The organism is Massilia sp. WG5, assembly GCF_001412595.2.
In the GTDB taxonomy this organism is placed as follows: domain Bacteria; phylum Pseudomonadota; class Gammaproteobacteria; order Burkholderiales; family Burkholderiaceae_D; genus Telluria.
In genome coordinates this window covers 2,402,635-2,418,698 of sequence record NZ_CP012640.2, presented here as the reverse complement: position 1 = coordinate 2,418,698, position 16,064 = coordinate 2,402,635, and the positions used below count along the sequence as shown (strand labels likewise).

Below are 16,064 nucleotides of genomic sequence, written 5' to 3'. Positions count from 1 at the left end.
TCAGCCATGTCAGCCATGGTGCTGGCCGCCGCGGCAGTCGTCCCGCTAACCGGCTGCGAGCAATCGTCGGGCGATGCCATGGGCCCCGCCCAGAAGGCCGGCAAGGTCGTCGACGACGCCGGCGCGAAGGTGCAGGATGCGGTCCAGCAGCAGGTGGTCAAGGCCGACGCCGCGGCCGAGCAGGCGCGCGAGAAGGCCAAGGAAGCGACCGCCCAGGCCAGGAACAACCTGGACCGGGCGACGGCGAAGGTCGGGGAGAAGGTCGAGCAGGCGGGCGAGAAGATGCAGGAGGCGGCGCGCTGATTTACCGTCGTCCCCGCCTGCGCGGGGACGACCTTGTTTTTATGGCGCCGGTACGACGTCGTTCAGGCCGACAGCGCCTGCAACTGCGGATGCGTCCAGTTGCCCTGCACGATCGACAGCTCGACGCTGCCCGAGCGCCAGGCGGCTTCGATGTCCTGCTCGATCTCTTCCATGCTCATGCTGGTATCGTGCGCAAAACCCTGCACGCCGTAGGCGCGGTTGCGGCCGTGGCCCTTGGCCAGGTAGAGCGCCATGTCGACCAGGTTGACGGCGCGTTCCCATGACATCGGCTTGCCGCCCGGCGCCAGCGGGAAGGGCGCGAAGCCGATCGAGACGTTCACCGACAGCGTGACGCCCTGGTAGACGACGGCGCGGGCCGGGATGCCGTTCAGCAGGCGGCGCGCAACGTCGTCCAGGCTGCTGCGCGGCACCGCCGGCAGGAAGGCCAGGAATTCCTCGCCGCCCCAGCGCACGATCATGTCGGTCTCGCGCAGGATGTCGCGCAGGGCGTCGGCGATCTCGCGCAGCACCGCATCGCCGGCGCCGTGGCCGTAGGTGTCGTTGATGTGCTTGAAGTGGTCGACGTCCATCAGGTAGAGGGCGCTGACCGTCTCGTCCGCGGAACCGGTGTGCGCGCCGGCGCCGCGCTGGGCGATCTCCTGGTGGCCGCGCATGAATTCCTGGAAGTGGCGGCGGTTGTACAGGGCCGTCAGCGGGTCGCGCGCGCTCTGCTGCTTGAGTTCGAGGTTCTTTTCTTCGAGCTGGGCATTGGCCTGGCGCACCTTGCGGTACAGGAAGTAGACGATCACCGAGGCCAGCGCAAAGACCACGGCCAGCAGCCACCAGACGCGCTGCTGCAGGCGGCGGTTGTCGATCTCGGTGCTCTTGACCTGGTTTTCCTGGCGCAGCAGTTCGATTTGGCGCTGGCGCGCGTCGGACTCGTATTTTGCCTGCAGCTCCATGACCGCCTTCTGGCGGCGCTTTTCGAACAGTTCGTTCGACAGGGTCCGCTCGCGATGGTAGGCCTTCAGGGCGCCGGCCAGGTCGCCGGCGCGTTCCAGGGCGTCGCCGTATTCGGACAGGAAGTCGTGCAGCGACGGCTTGTCGCCCTGCTTCTCGTACCACGCCAGGGCTTCTTCGAGTTTCTTCTTGCCCTCGTCGATGCGGCCCAGCCCCAGGTAGGCTTCGCCGATGTTCGTGTACGCGGTCGCGATCGAGCTCTCTTTGTTGAGCAGGCGCGCCTGTTCAAGCGCCTGTTGGGCGTAGGAGAGGGCGTTGCGGTAATCCTTCAGCTTCAGGTAGCAATCCGCCAGGTTGACCAGCGAAGTCGCGACCATCGGTCCGGCGCCGATCTTGCGTTCCAGTTCGACCGCAGCCAGCAGGGCGTTCCGGCCGCGCTGGACCTGGCCGGTTTCGATCGACAGCGCGTATTCGGTATTCTTGAGGGTCGCCAGGCGTCCCGGCGAGTCGATGCCCTCCGCGGCGCGGTAGGCTTCCGTCAGCGCCTCGAAGCCCTTTTCGTGCTCGCGCATCTGGTTATACAGGTAGGCCAGCGAGTTGTACGCGATCGTCATCAGCATCGGCTGGCCGCTCTGGCGCGCCAGCGTGACGGCGGCCTGCAGCTTGCCCAGCGCCATCGGGAAGTTGCCTTCCTCGGCAAAGGATTCGCCCGAGGAGATCGTGGAGCGTACCCGCAAGTCCATGTCGCGGCTGCCGGCGGCCAGCTTTTCCGCCTGCCAGACCAGTTGGTGCGACTGGGCCAGGTCGTTCCTCGCGAACAGCACATACGCCTTGGACAGCAGGCCGCGCGCGACGATCGTGTCGTCGGCATGCTGCTGGCCGAGCGCGATCAGCTCGTCGCACAGCTTGCCGGCCAGGTCGAGATGGCCGAGGCTTTTATGGGTCTTGCAGGACAGGTCGAGGAAAGCGGCTTTCTCGGCCAGCGGCGCGGCGCGGCTTTCCTGCTCCAGCCGGGCCAGCTGCGGCAGGGCGCGCAAGGGCGTGAAACGGCTGACGTCCTGGAGCGCCGCCAGGCGCTCGGCGAGCGGCGGCGGGGCGTCGGCAAGGGCCAGGCCGGAGGCCAGGAAGAGCGCCGCCAGCAGTCCCAGACTGCGCCGATGATGCGATCCGCGATATAGGCCTGCCAACATAGTTCCCCGGGGACGTGTCGATGTCCCACGCGGGACTCAACCAGACATTTTACGCCGCTTGCTGCAAAGAAATACAGATTTTCCGGGAGATATGCGAAAAAGATACATATATCAGACAGCCAGCTGCTGCAGCAGATACAGGCGCTGGTACAGGCCTCCTTCGATGCGCATCAGCTCCTCGTGCTTGCCGGCTTCGCTGATGCGGCCGTGGTTCAGCACGATGATGCGGTCGGCGTCGCGGATGGTCGACAGGCGGTGCGCGATCGCGATCACGGTGACCTTGCCGCGCAGCCCGACCACGGCCTGCTGCACGATCTGCTCGGTCTGGCTGTCGATGCGCGAGGTCGCTTCGTCCAGCAGCAGGATGCGCGGTTTTCCGGCCAGGGCGCGCGCGATCGCGATCAGCTGCTTCTGGCCGGACGACAGGCGCGAGCCGCCTTCGCCGAGCGGCGTGTCGTAGCCCTGTTCCAGCGCGGCGATGAAGTCGTGCGCGTGGGCCGCGCGCGCCGCGGTCTCGATCTGGTCCGGCGGCAGCCCGCGCCCCATGTCGATGTTCTCGCGCGCCGACGCCGCCAGCAGGAAGGGATCCTGGGGCACCAGCCCGACCTCGTTGCGGAAGCGTTCGTTGGGGATGCCGGCCAGCGGCTCGCCGTGGATCTCGATGCTGCCCGCGCCGGCCGGGTAGTAGCGCAGCAGCAGCGACAGCAGGGTCGACTTGCCGCTGCCGGTGTGGCCGACGATGCCGACGAAGGCGCCCTGCGGGATCTCGAGCGACAGGTGGTGCAGTACGCTGACGCCCTCGACGTAGCCGAAGCTCAGGTCGCGCACCCGCACCGCCGGCGCGTCCGGGTCGGCCCCGGCGGGATTGTCGGCCGGGCGGCCGCCGCTGCCGCTGCGCTTGCCGTGTTCGGGCGCGTTGGCTTCGTCGAGCAGCGCGGCCACGCGCGCGGTGGCGACCACCGCCTGCTGCAGGCCGCTAAACTGCATCGTGATCTGGATCAGCGGCTCGACCACCCGCGCGATATAGCTGATGAAGGCGTACAGCACCCCGACCTCGACCGCGCCCATGCTCTGGCGGCCGAAGCTGAAGATCACCACCGCCAGCAGGATCACGTTGAGGAAGTCGAGGGCCGGGCGCAGCAGGAAGGCGTTGGCGCGCAGCTCGGCCAGGCGCGCCGTGTAGTGCTGGTCGTTGGTGGCTTGGAAACGTTCGCCGAAGCGGTGCTGGGCATTGTTCGCCTGCAGCACGCTCATGCCGCCGATCGATTCCGCCATCTGGGCGTTGATGTCGCTGCGCAGGGCGCGCGCGCGGGTGACGGCCGGCGCGCTCAGGCGCTGGTACAGCCAGATGATGCCGAGGACGGCCGGCAGCAGGGCCAGCACGATCAGCATCAGGCGCCAGTCGAGCCAGGCCATCGCGATCGAGGTGCCGACCAGGACGATGCTGCTGTCGAGGATCACGAACAGCACCTGGATGTACAGGGTCTTCACGGCCTCGGTATCGTTGGTCACGCGGCTCACCAGCTGGCCCGTGATGGCGCGGTCGAAGAAGGCCATCGGCAGGCGCAGCACGTGGCCGTAGACCCATTCGCGCAGGCGCTGCACCGAACGCATCGCCAGGCCCGACAGGCGCACCAGCTGCAGGAAGCGCAGCCAGGAAGCGGCCCAGCCGGTGAGCAGCACGCCCGCCAGCAGCAGCCCCATGCGGGTCCAGTCCAGGTGATGCGGCAGCAGGTGCTCGTCGATCAGCTTCTTGCCGAGCAGGGGGCCGAGCACTTCGAGGCCGGCGGCCAGGATCAGCCAGGCCGTGGCCCGGCCAAGGTGGGCCCGGTCCGGATGGGCGGCGCGGCGCAGCAGGCCGGCGGCCCGCCTGGCCTGGGCCGGCGTGGTTTTTTCCTTAGACTGCATCGAGGCTGGCCTCCAGTTGTTGATAGCGCCACTGGCTGGCATACCATCCATCGCGTTCCAGCAGCGTTTCGTGGCTGCCCGATTCGAGGATCCGGCCTTCCTTCAGCACGACGATCAGGTCGGCCTTGACCACGGCCGACAGGCGATGGCTGGCGATGACTGCCGACAGTTCCGGGCGGCTGGCGCGCAGCTCGTCGAGGTGGTCGAGGATGCGGGTTTCGGTGCCGGTATCGACGGCGGACAAGGCATCGTCGAGCAGCAGCAGCGGGCTTTGCACCAGCAGTGCGCGCGCGATCGCGACGCGCTGGCGCTGGCCGCCGGACAGGGTGATGCCTTTTTCGCCGACCGGGGTGTCGTAAGCGTCCGGGAAACGCAGGATATCGTCGTGGATGTCGGCCATCTTCGCCGCCTGCTCGATCTCCGCGCGCGCGGCGCCGGGGCGGCCGAGGGCGATGTTCTCGGCGATCGAGGCCGAGAACAGGAAGGACTCCTGCGGCACCCAGCTGATCCCGGCGCGCAGCGTGGCCAGCCGGTACTCGTCGAGCGCATGCCCGCCCCAGCTGACATGGCCGTGCTGGGGCTCGGCCTGGCGCAGCAGCACCCGCAGCAGGGTCGACTTGCCGGCGCCGGTGGGGCCGACCAGGCCCAGGGTCTGGCCCGGCTCCAGGCGCAGCGAGATATCCTGCAGCGCAGCACGCTCCTGTCCCCCGTAGGCAAAGCGCACCCCGTCCAGCACCAGCGGGCCGCGCTGCAGCGTGTCGACGGTGCCCTCGTCGACCACGGTCAGCGGCGCCTCCAGCAGCGGCTGCAGGCGCGCCAGCGCGGCGCGTCCGCGCTCGATCAGCGACAGCACCCAGCCGGCCGCGAACATCGGCCAGATCAGCTGTCCGAGGTACATCGTGAAACTGGTCAGCGAACCGATGGTGAGCTGGCCGTTCCACACCAGGTAGCCGCCCAGGCCGAGGGTCAGGCCGGTGGCGGCGGTGAGGGTCAGGCCGACCGCCGGCTCGTAGGCCGCTTCCCATTTCTGCGCCGTCAGGCTGGCGTGGGCCGCGTTCGACGCGAGCTCCGCGAACTGGCTGGCGCTGCGCTGCTCGAGGCCGAGGGCGCGCAGGGTGCGCACGCCGCTCAGGGTCTCCTGTACGTGGTCGTTGAGGGCGGAAAAGCGCCTCAGCGAATCGCCGGAGGCCGTGTGGATGTGGCTGGAAATGCGCCAGAACGCCAGCGCCATCAGCGGGAAGGGCAGGAGGGCGATCAGGGTCAGGCGCCAGTCGACGCCGAGGAACATGATGCCGAGCACCATGACCAGGGTAAGCGTGCCGTCGAAGCCGGCCAGCATCGCCTCGCCGGCGGCCTGCTCGATGGCGTCGATGTCATTGGTGGCCAGCGCCATCAGGTCGCCGGTGCGCTGGCGCTGGTAGAAGGCCGGGCCCTGGGCCGAGAGGCGCGCATACAGCTTCGTGCGCAGCTCGACCCCGAGACGGTAGGCGGCCGAATACAGGCGCAGCCGCCAGGCCACGCGCAAGACATAGATCGCCAGGCCCAGGCCCAGCAGCTGCAGCAGCTGGATGGTGAGTTCGTGGCCCTGGAGGCGGTGCGCCGCCAGGGCGTCGATGGTGGCGCCGACCTTGCGCGGCACCAGCACCGAGCACAGGGCGACGCCGAACAGCATGACCGCCGACGACGCGTACGAACGCCAATGCCGGCGTACGAAGCCGCCGATCAGCCTTGCCAAACCCATTGCCTGTCCTGTTCTTCGTTCCGTTTCCGAGGACCGCTAATGTACCCTGTTTGGCAGGCTCTTGCGCTGTCCGCTTACTTGCGGCGCGGGCCGCGCGACGGCTTGGCCGGCCGCACCGTGTTGTCGACCGGGGCGACGGCCGGCAGCGCGACCTGGCCTTCGGCCTGCAGCGGCACGGTGGAGGCGATCGGATGCTCGGCGGCGGCCGGTTTCGGGGCGACCTCGTGCAGGGCCTTGGCCAGCGGCGTGGGTTCGGCGGGCGGAACCTCGTCGGCGATGGCGGCGTCGATCAGCGCTTCGGCTTGGGCGAGCCGGGCGTCGGCTGCCGGTTCGGCCTGCGGATGCACGGTCCCGGCATCGATCGCGGCTTCGGCCTGCGCGGCGCCGATGTCCACGGCGGCGGCGGCGATCTCGCTGGTGATCGTGGCAGCGGCATCGGCGGCGATCGAGGCCTGCTCGATGACCTGGGTATAGGTGGTCGGGACGTTCGCGGTCGGCGCCGGTGCGGCCAGCAGCGGCATCGGCGTGGGCAGCGCACGCGCCCCGATGGCCAGGCCGAACAGCTCGCGGCCATAGGAGAACAGGGTTTGCCATTGGCCCTGGGCGGCGGAACCGACGGCGAACAGGTCGCGCGGATCGCGCGCTTCGAGCAGGTGCTTCACGGTGCCGGCGGCCTGCTCCATCGTGGCACGCGAGGTGCGCATGTTCAGCGCGACGAGCTGGCTGGCGCTGTCGAGCGCGCGCGAGCTCAAGTTGCGGAACATGTCGAGCTGGGCCTCCAACTGGGCCTGGCGGACGGCGGACAACTGGTCGGAAAATGGAGTCATCTGGATCCCTTTTTATTCAGTTATGACGCACTGCAATAAGATCTAGTGTAAAGGCGTTCGTAAGTGTTGGAAAGAAGTATTTGTGTTGTTTTTGCAAGGAAATCTTGCGCCGCAGCATAGTTTATTAATTTGTATCATTAACGGTACAATGACTTACCTCATCAGGAGAAAGCGCATGGACCTCGTCATCCGCAACGCCACCCTGGCCGACGGCCGCCATTCGATCGACATCGCCATCGAGGGCGAGCGCATCGCCGCGGTCGGGCCGACGCTGCCGCAGCAGGGCCGGCGCGAGATCGACGCCGAAGGCAGCCTCGTGAGCCCGCCCTTCGTGGACGCCCACTTCCACATGGACGCCACCCTCAGCTACGGCCTGCCGCGCGTGAACGAGTCCGGCACCCTGCTGGAGGGGATCGCGCTGTGGGGCGAGCTGAAACCCCAGCTGGCGCAGGAAGCCCTGATCGAACGCGCGCTGCAGTACTGCGACTGGGCCGTGGCGCGCGGCCTGCTGGCGATCCGCACCCACGTCGACGTCTGCGACGACCGGTTGCTGGCGGTCGAGGCCCTGCTGGAAGTGAAGCGCCGCGTGGCGCCCTACATCGACCTGCAGCTGGTCGCCTTCCCGCAGGACGGCCTGCTGCGGAGCCCAAGCGCTTTCGGCAACCTGAAGCGCGCGATCGCGATGGGCGTGGACGTGGTCGGCGGCATCCCGCATTTTGAGCGCACCATGGCGCTCGGCGCCGAGTCGGTGCGCCTGCTGTGCGAATTCGCGGCGGAGCAGGGCCTGATGGTCGACATGCATTGCGACGAGACCGACGACCCGCTGTCGCGCCACATCGAGACCCTGGCCTGCGAGACCCAGCGGCTCGGGCTGCAGGGCAGGGTGACGGGCTCGCACCTGACGTCGATGCATTCGATGGACAACTATTACGCCAGCAAGCTGATTCCGCTGATCGCCGAATCGGGCGTGGCGGCGATCGCCAACCCCCTCATCAACATCACCCTGCAGGGCCGCCACGACAGCTATCCGAAGCGGCGCGGCATGACCCGGGTGCCGGAACTGCTGGCCGCCGGGGTGCCGGTCGCGTTCGGCCACGACTGCGTGATGGATCCGTGGTACGGCCTCGGCTCCGGCGACATGCTGGAAGTCGCGCACATGGGCCTGCACGTAGCCCAGATGACGGGCCAGGCCGCCATGCGCCAGTGTTTCCAGGCCGTCACCGAGACCCCGGCGCGCATCCTCGGCCTGCAGGGCTACGGCATCGCGCCGGGCTGCAATGCCGACCTGGTGCTGCTCGACGCCGGTGGTCCGGTCGAGGCGATCCGCCTGCGCGCCGCGCGCCGCCTGGTGCTGCGCCGCGGCCGGGTCATCAGTGAAGCGCCGCCGGCGCGTGCCACCCTGCACCTGCCAGACCGGCCGGCCAGCGTCGATTTTCGCCTTACCCGGAAGGAGTAGGGATTTTTGGCAGAAAATCGCGCGATCCGCAGGAAGTTTGTGCTAAATCTGCAGGAAAAGTTGCCTACCGCAATTCAATTTCCTCCTGTAAATGCAGTTACATTTTTCCCTAGCCGTGCGGATAAAATGCGGTTTAGAATCTTGCGCTTTCGTTATATGTAGGCAGGCCAGCAGTGAGAGACATCCAGATTCGACCAGCCAATGACACCGACTTCAATGCCATGTGGAGCATCTTCCAGGCGCATGTCGCCAGCGGCGAAACCTTCGCCCACGGTCCCGCCACCAGCCGTGAAGACAGCCATGAGTACTGGTTCGCGCCGAGCGCGACGACCTTCGTGGCGGTGAAGGGGGAGGAGAGGGTGCTCGGAATGTACAAGCTGCAGCCGAACCACGCCGGACGCGGGGCCCACGTGGCGAATGCCGCCTATATGGTGAGCCCGAACGCCCAGGGCGTGGGGGTGGGCCGCATGCTGGGCGAGCACAGCATCGAAGAAGCGCGCCGCCAGCGTTACCTGGCGATGCAGTTCAATTACGTCGTCAGCACCAACAATGCCGCGATCAACCTGTGGAAGCGGCTCGGCTTCTCGATCGTCGGCACCCTGCCCAAGGCTTACCTGCACCGCCGCCTGGGTTATGTCGACGCCTATGTGATGTATAAATTACTGGAAGACCCGGCGCGCTGGGACTATCCCGAGAAAGAGTGAAGCAATGAAGATTGTCGAGACCGCGCGCTTGCGCGTACGCACCGCAAGGACGGACGACGCCGCCTTCTTCTGCGCGCTGGTCAACGACCCGGCCTTCATCGAGCACATCGGCGACAAGGGCATCCGCACGGTGGAACAGGCGCACCAGGCCTTGCTGATCGGGCCGATCGCCATGCAGGAAGAGCGCGGCCATTCCCTGTACGTGGTCGAACTGAAGGAAGCGGGCGTACCGATCGGCATGTGCGGCCTGATCAAGCGCGACACCCTGGACGAGATCGACCTCGGCTACGCCTACCTGCCCGACTGGCGCGGCCAGGGCTATGCCTTCGAGGCCGCGCGGGCCGTGCTGGACTACGCGCCGACCCTGGGCATCCGCCGCCTGCTGGCGATCGTCTCGCCCAACAACATCGCCTCCAACGGCCTGCTGCGCAAGCTGGGGATGGGCTTCGTGCGGTTCACGCACCTGGCGCCGGGGGATGCGGGGACGAATTTATATAGTATGGAATTGCCGGAACAGTAGAGCGTCATTCCGGGCATTGCCCGAAATGACTCCCCGCGCAGGTGGTACACGCCGAATTGGATTCCCGCCTGCGCGGGAACGACGTTTTTACGGTGCGTGAACGAAATCGCAGCGCCGTCTTTATTGCTTCGTGCTCCCCCACGGGAAGAACCACGTCAGCGGCTTCTCCACCCGCGCCGCCCACGACGCCTCGTTGTGGCGGCCGCCTTCGGCCTTGAAGAACATCAGGTCCTCGCTCTCGCGGTAGCCCTTGGCGCGCATGGCCTCGACCATTTTGCTGGTGTCTTCCAGGCCGTCGTCGCTGGTGCCGGCGTCGAGGTAGAACTTGACCGGCAGGTGCGCCGGCAGCTTCGAGATCAAAGCGCCCTTGTTCCACCAGAACGAGCTGGACACGCCGCCCGCCTTCGAGAACAGGTCCGGGTAGCGCTGCGCGATCGCGACCGAGGCGATGCCGCCCAGCGAGGAACCCATGATCGCGGTCGTCTCCTTGCCCGGCAGGGTGCGGTAGTGCTGGTCGATGTATGGCTTTACCGTCTCGACGATGAAGGCGCCGTAGGCATCGAGCTTGCCGCCGCCGTATTTCGGGTCGCAGCAGGGCGTGTATTCGGGGATGCGGTCCGGCGTGTTGTCGATGCCGACCACGATCACCTCGTCCACCGTCCCCATCGCCACCAGGCGGTTCATGGTTTCGTCGATGCCCCATTCGACGCCATAGGACGCGGTCTTCGCATCGAACAGGTTCTGGCCGTCGTGCATGTACAGCACCGGATAGCGCTTGGCCGGGTTCTCGGCATAGCTGGGCGGCAGCCAGATGCGCAGCGCGCGGCTGTTCTTCAGCTGTGGCGAGGCGAAATCCTTCACGATGGTGAGCTTGCCGAAGGGCGCGCCGAAGAAGGGGTAGATGTCGACCGTGCTGCCCGCCGCCAGCTTGTAGGCGCCGCCGACCGAGACCTTGTCCTCGCCCAGCGTCGGCTTCATCTGCACCTCGCCCAGCGCGTCGGGCCAGGTATAGGTCCAGATGTTCACCGGACCCTCCGGCCCCTGCGCCGGCACGCTTTTCGACCAGCTCATCGGCCCCTTGTCGCCGACGATGCGGATGCCTTCCTTGCCGGCCGGGTAGTGCACGCGGACCGTGGTGGCGCCGGCCTGCCCGGCTGCCAGGGCCAGCAGCATCGCCGCCGCGGCCGTCTTCATGAGTCGTTTCATAGGTTTCCTGTTCAGCGCACGCGCAGCAGGCGCACGCCATAGATGTCGAAGCGGTTCGATGGTCCCTCGACGCCGCCGGCCGCACTGAAGCTGCTGTTGCTCTGCAGGTAGCTCATGTTATAGAAGTCGCTCATCTCGATCCGATAGGCGGTCTTCGCTGTCAAGCGCACCGTCAGCGGGGTCGAATACACGATCGGCGTATGTGCCTTCTCGAGGCGCGCGTGCGGCAGCTGCACCACGCCCTGCGCGACGATGGCGCCGGACTCATCCTTGACCGCCAGCCATTTTACGCCACCGCTGATGCCCAGGTTCACCTGGTTGGCGCCGTTGTGGTAGCGGACCTGCACGGCGTACCGGCCGGCCGCCGGCGCCCTGATGTCCCTGACGCTGAAGCGGTCCTGCGGCTTGCCCCAGCCGGCCAGGTGCGGCTCGTCGAAGCGTGCGTTCGGCGGGGCTAGCGGCACGTCCGCCTTCACGCGCGCGTCGGTGACGGCGATGGCGATGCCGGCATCGACGCAGCGCGGCCGGCTGTGATGGCTGCGGTTGCCGGAGCCGGTAAATTCCGCTTCGACGGCATAGCAGGCGGTGCTCGAGGCCTGGCGGGCGGTCCAGGCGCCGGCCGGCAGCTTCGTGGCCACCAGCCTGCCGTCGCGGTAGACGTTGTAGCGTACCTCGCCTTTGTCGGTCGATGCGATGTCGAGGATGGCGTGGCCGGCGCCGTCGCGTCGCATGGCCGCGATGACCGGCTCGTGCGGCCCGAACACGGCCGGCGTCTCCAGATACGGGTCGGCGTTCACGCGGCGGATCGCCTGCTCGCCCGGCTCCAGCGCGCCAAGCACGATCTCGATATGGTTCTCGGACGCCAGCGCGCTCCACGGGATGGCGCCGGCGACGGGCTTGCCGTCCAGGAGGATGCGCTCGACCGCGTAGACGCCGTTCGTGCCTGCACCGGCAGCCTTCGGCAGGCGCAGCGTCACGGCGATCCTGTGGCCCTGCAGGCGCAGGTTGTCCAGCGTGACGCTGTCGGCGGCCGCGAACACGCCGCTGCGCAGTTTCGCGGTCACGAAGGGCTGCAGATTGACGCCATCGCCGGTGGTCGAGACCCCGAAGACGTTGCGCACCACCATGCCGAGGTAGGCGCCGACGGACCACAGCTGGCGCTTCGAGTTGATGACGGGCCCGATCAGCCCGGGATGGGCTTCGTCCAGCAGCACGGACTGGCCGGACAGCCACTCCAGGTTCTCCATGTTCGACAGGTTCAGGGCGGCGCCGCGCATCAGCGAATCGTAGGCGGCGTCGGCCACCGCCACGTTCCGGCCCGCCACCGCGGCGCGCAGTCCGTAGGCCGTCACGAAAGGCCACATCGCGCGGTTGTGGTAGACCGGCATGTCAAGCTGCTGTGGCCAGATCACGGGCGCGCCCATCGGGCCGTGCGGATAGCTGGCCAGGATGCTGCGCGCCTGCCTGGCGTCGGCGACGCCGGTGAGGATGGCGAGCGACTGTCCCAGCCAGTCGAACTTGTGCATCGGCGCGCCGTCGAAGTGCGCGGCGGTGAGGCTGCTGTACATGCCGGCGTCCTGCAGCCAGAGGCGGGCGTTGATGGCGCGCTTCAGCTCGCGCGCCCAGCCTGCGTAGCGCGCGGCGCGGGCCGCGTCTCCCTGTTCGCGCGCCAGCTGGCTGGCCAGGCTCAGGGCCTTGTAGTGGCCGACGTTGGTCGACAGCGCCTTCGAACTCGCCATCGAGGCCAGGTCTTGCGGAATCCATGCCGCATAGCTCTGGTCGCGCCAGTCGAGGAAGGATTCCTCGCCCGTGTACAGGCCGGTGGCTTTGTCGAAGGCGGCGAGGCGGTCGTTGTCGATGGTGTTCGACAGGGCTTTCAGCGCGGTGGCGGCGAAGGCCTGGCGCTCGGCAGGGGGCAGGGATTTCAGCACTTCCTCGGCGGCGAAGGCCCAGGTGATGCGGTCGGTGCTGACCGGCCAGCTGCCGCCGCTGCCGGTGTCCTGCACGACCTGCAGTCCGTCCGGCGTGCCTGCGACCTGCGGGGCCCTGGCGATGCCGTCGCGCCAGCCGGAAAGCTTGAACAGCAGCGAATTGCGCACCCGCTGCGGATCCAGCATGGCCAGGCCGAGGTCGGCGGCATAGGACAGGTCGCGGGTCCAGACGTAGTGCCACTTTTCCCCGGTCTCGAAGCAGTCGCAGGGGATCGCGTTGTTGCCGTTGTAGTTACCGTCGCGGATCTCCTTGACGGAGTCCAGGCGCATCTCGTGGGCCGCCAGCGCGAACAGGGCGTCGAAGCCGAGGTTGCCGCTGCGGACCCGGGGCAGGGCCGCGTCTTCCTGGTAGGTGGTGTACTGCGGGCCGGGGTCCCGCAGCTGCATGGTGGTCGAGTGCGCGTAGCTGCGCAGAGGCGCCTGCGGGTCGCGCACCGAGAACCGCGCCGTCTCCTGCTTGCCGTCCCAGGTCGGGAACGCCAGGGAGGCGGTCGCGCCGGCGTTCGCGTGCGGATCGACGGCCGGGCCGGCGGCCGGGGTGTCGACGCGGTTCACGCTGAGCACCGGTTTCGCCGGATCGCTGACGTCGACGCGGAAGCGGAAGGTCGTGGTCTGCTTCGTGAACAGGTAGTCCTCGGGGCCCGCCTCGAGGGCCAGCGGATAGGCCGCGCCGGGCTTGACCGCCACGCTGGCGGACGGGTTCGCGACCCACTCGGCGTTCCAGTCCTTGCTGCCGATCTTGAAGGCGTGGTTGCCGGGGCTGATCAGGATGTCGGTCTCGTACACGCCCTTGCCCTTCCAGGCCAGCTGGTTGTCGGTGCCCCAGCCGTTGAAGGCGCCGCGCACGTAGAGGTCGAAGCGCAGGGGCGGCGCCTCGGCGGCGAGGGCTGGAATGGATTGTGCGACAAGGGCCGCGGCGATGGCGAGGATAGTTGGCTTCATAGTAGGGTGGGCACCCGTGCCCACGCGTGACGTTTGCGTAATGTTGGCGTTCGCGTGGGCACATGGTGCCCACCCTGCGTCAGATTTCCAGAATCAGCGTCGACTTTGCCGGCAGCCGGATCTGGTCCTTCAAATCGTAGACTTTGCCGGTCAGCACATCGCGCCCGGACGTCACTCCCGACAGCATCTCGTGGAAGCGCGCCGCATCCAGCACGGTTTCCTTGTCGTTCGCGTTGAAGGCCACCATCACCTTGTTCTTGTCGTCGTAGCGGAAGTAGACATAGGTGTTGTCCTCGGGCCCGTAGTGCATCAGCTTGCCGTGGTGGATGACGGGGCTGTTCTTGCGCCAGTTGACCAGCTTCTTCACGAAGTCCTGGGCCTCGCGCTGGCGCGCGCTGAGGCCGGCGCCGGTGAAGGCATTGACCTTGTCGCCGGCCCAGCCGCCCGGGAAGTCGCGGCGGTAGCTGTTGTCGTCGCGCTCGCCGGTAGCGCTGGTCATCAGGAGTTCGTCGCCGGTATAGAACTGCGGGATGCGCGGCATCGTCATCACGAAGGCGATGTCCATCTTGTAGCGGTCGTAGTCTTCATGCACTTCGCTGAAGATGCGCGACATGTCGTGGTTGGCCTCGAACAGCACCAGGCGGCTCGGGTCCGGATACAGGTAATCCTGCGACAGGGTCTCGTAGACGTCGGTGAAGATGTTCTGGCCCTTGCGGTCGGCCAGCGCGGTGCGCATCGCCTCGGTCAGCGGGAAATCCATCATGCTGGGCATCGAGCTGACGTAGCCGTTGAAGTTGACCTTGCCGCGCTGCCAGTGCGAGACCACGGCCGGCAGCTTGCTCCATTCCTCGCCCACCATGTTCAGGTGCGGGTACTCGTCCATCAGGCGTTTCGTGTACTCGCTCAGGAAGGCGCCGTCGGAGTAGCCGAAGGTGTCGATCCGCAGCCCGCTCAGGCCCGCGTACTCGATCCACCAGATATTGTTCTGGATGAGGTAATTGGCGACCAGCGGATTGGTCTGGTTCATGTCCGGCATGCCCGGGCTGAACCAGCCGGTGGTGAAGTTGCTGGCGTCTTCCTTGGAGGCGTAGGGGTCCTGCACGGCGGTGCGGTGGTGCTTCGTTCCCACGAACGTGCCGGGATGGTTGAGCCAGTCCGGCGTCGGCAGGTCCTTCATCCACCAGTGGTTCTTGCCGATGTGCGAGAGCACCACGTCCTGGATCAGGCCGATGCCATGCTTGCGCGCCTCTTTCGACAGGCGCAGGTAATCCTCGTTGCTGCCGTAGCGCGGGTCGATCCTGTAGTGATCGGTGGCGGCGTAGCCGTGGTAGGAAGCAGCCGGCATGTCGTTCTCCACCAGCGGCGTCGGCCACAGCTGGGTGAAGCCCATGCCGGCGATGTAGTCGAGGTGCTCGATCATGCCCTGGATGTCGCCGCCGTGGCGGCCGTGGCCGAGCTTGCGGTCCAGCTTGTCGGCCAGGCCGGCGACGCTGTCGTTACGCGGGTCGCCGTTGGCGAAGCGGTCCGGCATGACCTGGTATATCGCATCCTTGGTGTCGAAACCCTGGCGCTGGCTCGACCCCGGCTCGCGCGCCAGCAGGCGGTAGGCGTAGCTGGCGCTGCGTCCCTGCGCTTCGCCCTTGCCGCTGAAGTCGATCCGGAAGCTGCCCGGCGCCGCCTGCTCGTCGACGACCAGGTCGATGAACAGGTAGTTGCGGTTGGCGACCCGCGTCACCTGGGCGATGCGCACGCCGGGATAGGCCAGCGCCGGCTCGAGATCGGCGATGCCGGGACCGTGCACCATCAGCTGCAGCCGCTTGTCGTGCATGCCGGCCCACCAGAACGGCGGATCGACGTGGTCGATGGCGGAGGCCTGGGCGGGGGCAGCCGGGCAAGCTGCGCCGGTGGCGAGGAGGGCGGTGCCGATGAGGATGCTGGAAAGGGTGTGGCGGAAGCTGCCGGGCATGCGAAGTGTCTCCATAAGTAGTGCAACTACATAGGCTGGCGGACAGAAGTGTCTTGAAAAATATGCCGCCTTTGCATTGTTTCCTAGAGAATACACCAGCGCAGATATGGCATCAACGACAGTACTCCGTTGAATCGCTAGTTTTGCTACAGCATTTCAATAGAGTAATTACATCCTTTCGAACGTATTCCTTGATCTAGGTTGAAAATCTACTACGAAAATTCGCACCAAGCTGGTGCAAAAGCAAGCCATGTTGGTGCAAAGTAAGCGGTTTGTAGTACGACTACATTGTCTGTATATCGACTTTGTAGCTCGCATACAACGATATTCGGCTTCACTCTAAGAAAAGC

The 16,064-nt window shown here is 66.9% G+C and carries 11 protein-coding genes; 4 read left to right on the top strand and 7 right to left on the bottom strand.

Annotated features, from left to right (window positions below):
- The first annotated feature begins 6 nt into the window (after positions 1-6).
- The gene (locus AM586_RS10755; protein WP_229411031.1) at positions 7-303 is read left to right on the top strand and encodes a hypothetical protein; all 297 of its coding nucleotides are present in this window, start codon (positions 7-9) and stop codon (positions 301-303) included.
- 62 nt (positions 304-365) lie between these two features.
- On the opposite strand, the gene AM586_RS10750 is transcribed toward AM586_RS10755, so the two are convergent.
- The 4 genes from AM586_RS10750 to AM586_RS10735 form a co-directional block, all read right to left on the bottom strand.
- Positions 366-2,453, bottom strand: coding sequence for a tetratricopeptide repeat-containing diguanylate cyclase (locus tag AM586_RS10750; RefSeq protein WP_052233214.1), 2,088 nt, complete (start codon positions 2,451-2,453; stop codon positions 366-368).
- A gap of 111 nt (positions 2,454-2,564) precedes the next feature.
- Entirely contained in the window at positions 2,565-4,361 is a 1,797-nt protein-coding gene (locus tag AM586_RS10745) for an ABC transporter ATP-binding protein (protein WP_052233215.1), read from the bottom strand.
- Positions 4,351-6,102, bottom strand: coding sequence for an ABC transporter ATP-binding protein (locus tag AM586_RS10740; RefSeq protein WP_052233216.1), 1,752 nt, complete (start codon positions 6,100-6,102; stop codon positions 4,351-4,353). The genes AM586_RS10745 and AM586_RS10740 overlap by 11 nt, the downstream gene beginning before the upstream one ends.
- Positions 6,103-6,176: 74 nt before the next feature.
- A complete protein-coding gene (locus AM586_RS10735; protein ID WP_052233217.1) occupies positions 6,177-6,929 on the bottom strand; it encodes a phasin family protein in 753 nt (250 codons plus the stop codon).
- 175 nt (positions 6,930-7,104) lie between these two features.
- On the opposite strand from AM586_RS10735, the gene AM586_RS10730 reads away from it, so the two are divergent.
- The 3 genes from AM586_RS10730 (at position 7,105) to AM586_RS10720 (ending at position 9,609) form a co-directional block, all read left to right on the top strand.
- Entirely contained in the window at positions 7,105-8,385 is a 1,281-nt protein-coding gene (locus AM586_RS10730) for an amidohydrolase family protein (RefSeq protein WP_052233218.1), read from the top strand.
- Between the two features lie 173 nt (positions 8,386-8,558).
- Positions 8,559-9,089 carry a GNAT family N-acetyltransferase gene (locus AM586_RS10725; RefSeq protein ID WP_052233219.1) on the top strand — a complete coding sequence of 177 codons (531 nt, stop codon included), beginning with the start codon at positions 8,559-8,561 and terminating at the stop codon, positions 9,087-9,089.
- A 4-nt stretch (positions 9,090-9,093) separates the two neighbouring features.
- On the top strand, positions 9,094-9,609 hold the full coding sequence (locus tag AM586_RS10720; RefSeq protein ID WP_052233220.1) for a GNAT family N-acetyltransferase: 516 nt from the start codon (positions 9,094-9,096) through the stop codon (positions 9,607-9,609).
- 120 nt (positions 9,610-9,729) lie between these two features.
- Here AM586_RS10720 and AM586_RS10715 read toward each other — a convergent pair whose 3' ends face one another.
- From AM586_RS10715 to AM586_RS10705, 3 genes are all read right to left on the bottom strand, one after another.
- Positions 9,730-10,815, bottom strand: coding sequence for an alpha/beta hydrolase (locus AM586_RS10715; protein ID WP_052233221.1), 1,086 nt, complete (start codon positions 10,813-10,815; stop codon positions 9,730-9,732).
- An 11-nt stretch (positions 10,816-10,826) separates the two neighbouring features.
- On the bottom strand, positions 10,827-13,748 hold the full coding sequence (locus tag AM586_RS10710) for an esterase (protein ID WP_052233222.1): 2,922 nt from the start codon (positions 13,746-13,748) through the stop codon (positions 10,827-10,829).
- A gap of 79 nt (positions 13,749-13,827) precedes the next feature.
- Positions 13,828-15,714, bottom strand: coding sequence for a glycoside hydrolase family 13 protein (locus AM586_RS10705; RefSeq protein ID WP_052233223.1), 1,887 nt, complete (start codon positions 15,712-15,714; stop codon positions 13,828-13,830).
- Positions 15,715-16,064 lie beyond the last annotated feature (350 nt).

Coding starts and splice junctions, on each gene's coding strand:
- AM586_RS10710 (WP_052233222.1), bottom strand. CDS start 13,748: ATGAAGCCAACTATCCTCGCCATCGCCGCGGCCCTTGTCGCACAATCC.
- AM586_RS10705 (WP_052233223.1), bottom strand. CDS start 15,714: ATGCCCGGCAGCTTCCGCCACACCCTTTCCAGCATCCTCATCGGCACC.
- AM586_RS10745 (WP_052233215.1), bottom strand. CDS start 4,361: ATGCAGTCTAAGGAAAAAACCACGCCGGCCCAGGCCAGGCGGGCCGCC.
- AM586_RS10750 (WP_052233214.1), bottom strand. CDS start 2,453: ATGTTGGCAGGCCTATATCGCGGATCGCATCATCGGCGCAGTCTGGGA.
- AM586_RS10735 (WP_052233217.1), bottom strand. CDS start 6,929: ATGACTCCATTTTCCGACCAGTTGTCCGCCGTCCGCCAGGCCCAGTTG.
- AM586_RS10715 (WP_052233221.1), bottom strand. CDS start 10,815: ATGAAACGACTCATGAAGACGGCCGCGGCGGCGATGCTGCTGGCCCTG.
- AM586_RS10730 (WP_052233218.1), top strand. CDS start 7,105: ATGGACCTCGTCATCCGCAACGCCACCCTGGCCGACGGCCGCCATTCG.
- AM586_RS10755 (WP_229411031.1), top strand. CDS start 7: ATGTCAGCCATGGTGCTGGCCGCCGCGGCAGTCGTCCCGCTAACCGGC.
- AM586_RS10720 (WP_052233220.1), top strand. CDS start 9,094: ATGAAGATTGTCGAGACCGCGCGCTTGCGCGTACGCACCGCAAGGACG.
- AM586_RS10740 (WP_052233216.1), bottom strand. CDS start 6,102: ATGGGTTTGGCAAGGCTGATCGGCGGCTTCGTACGCCGGCATTGGCGT.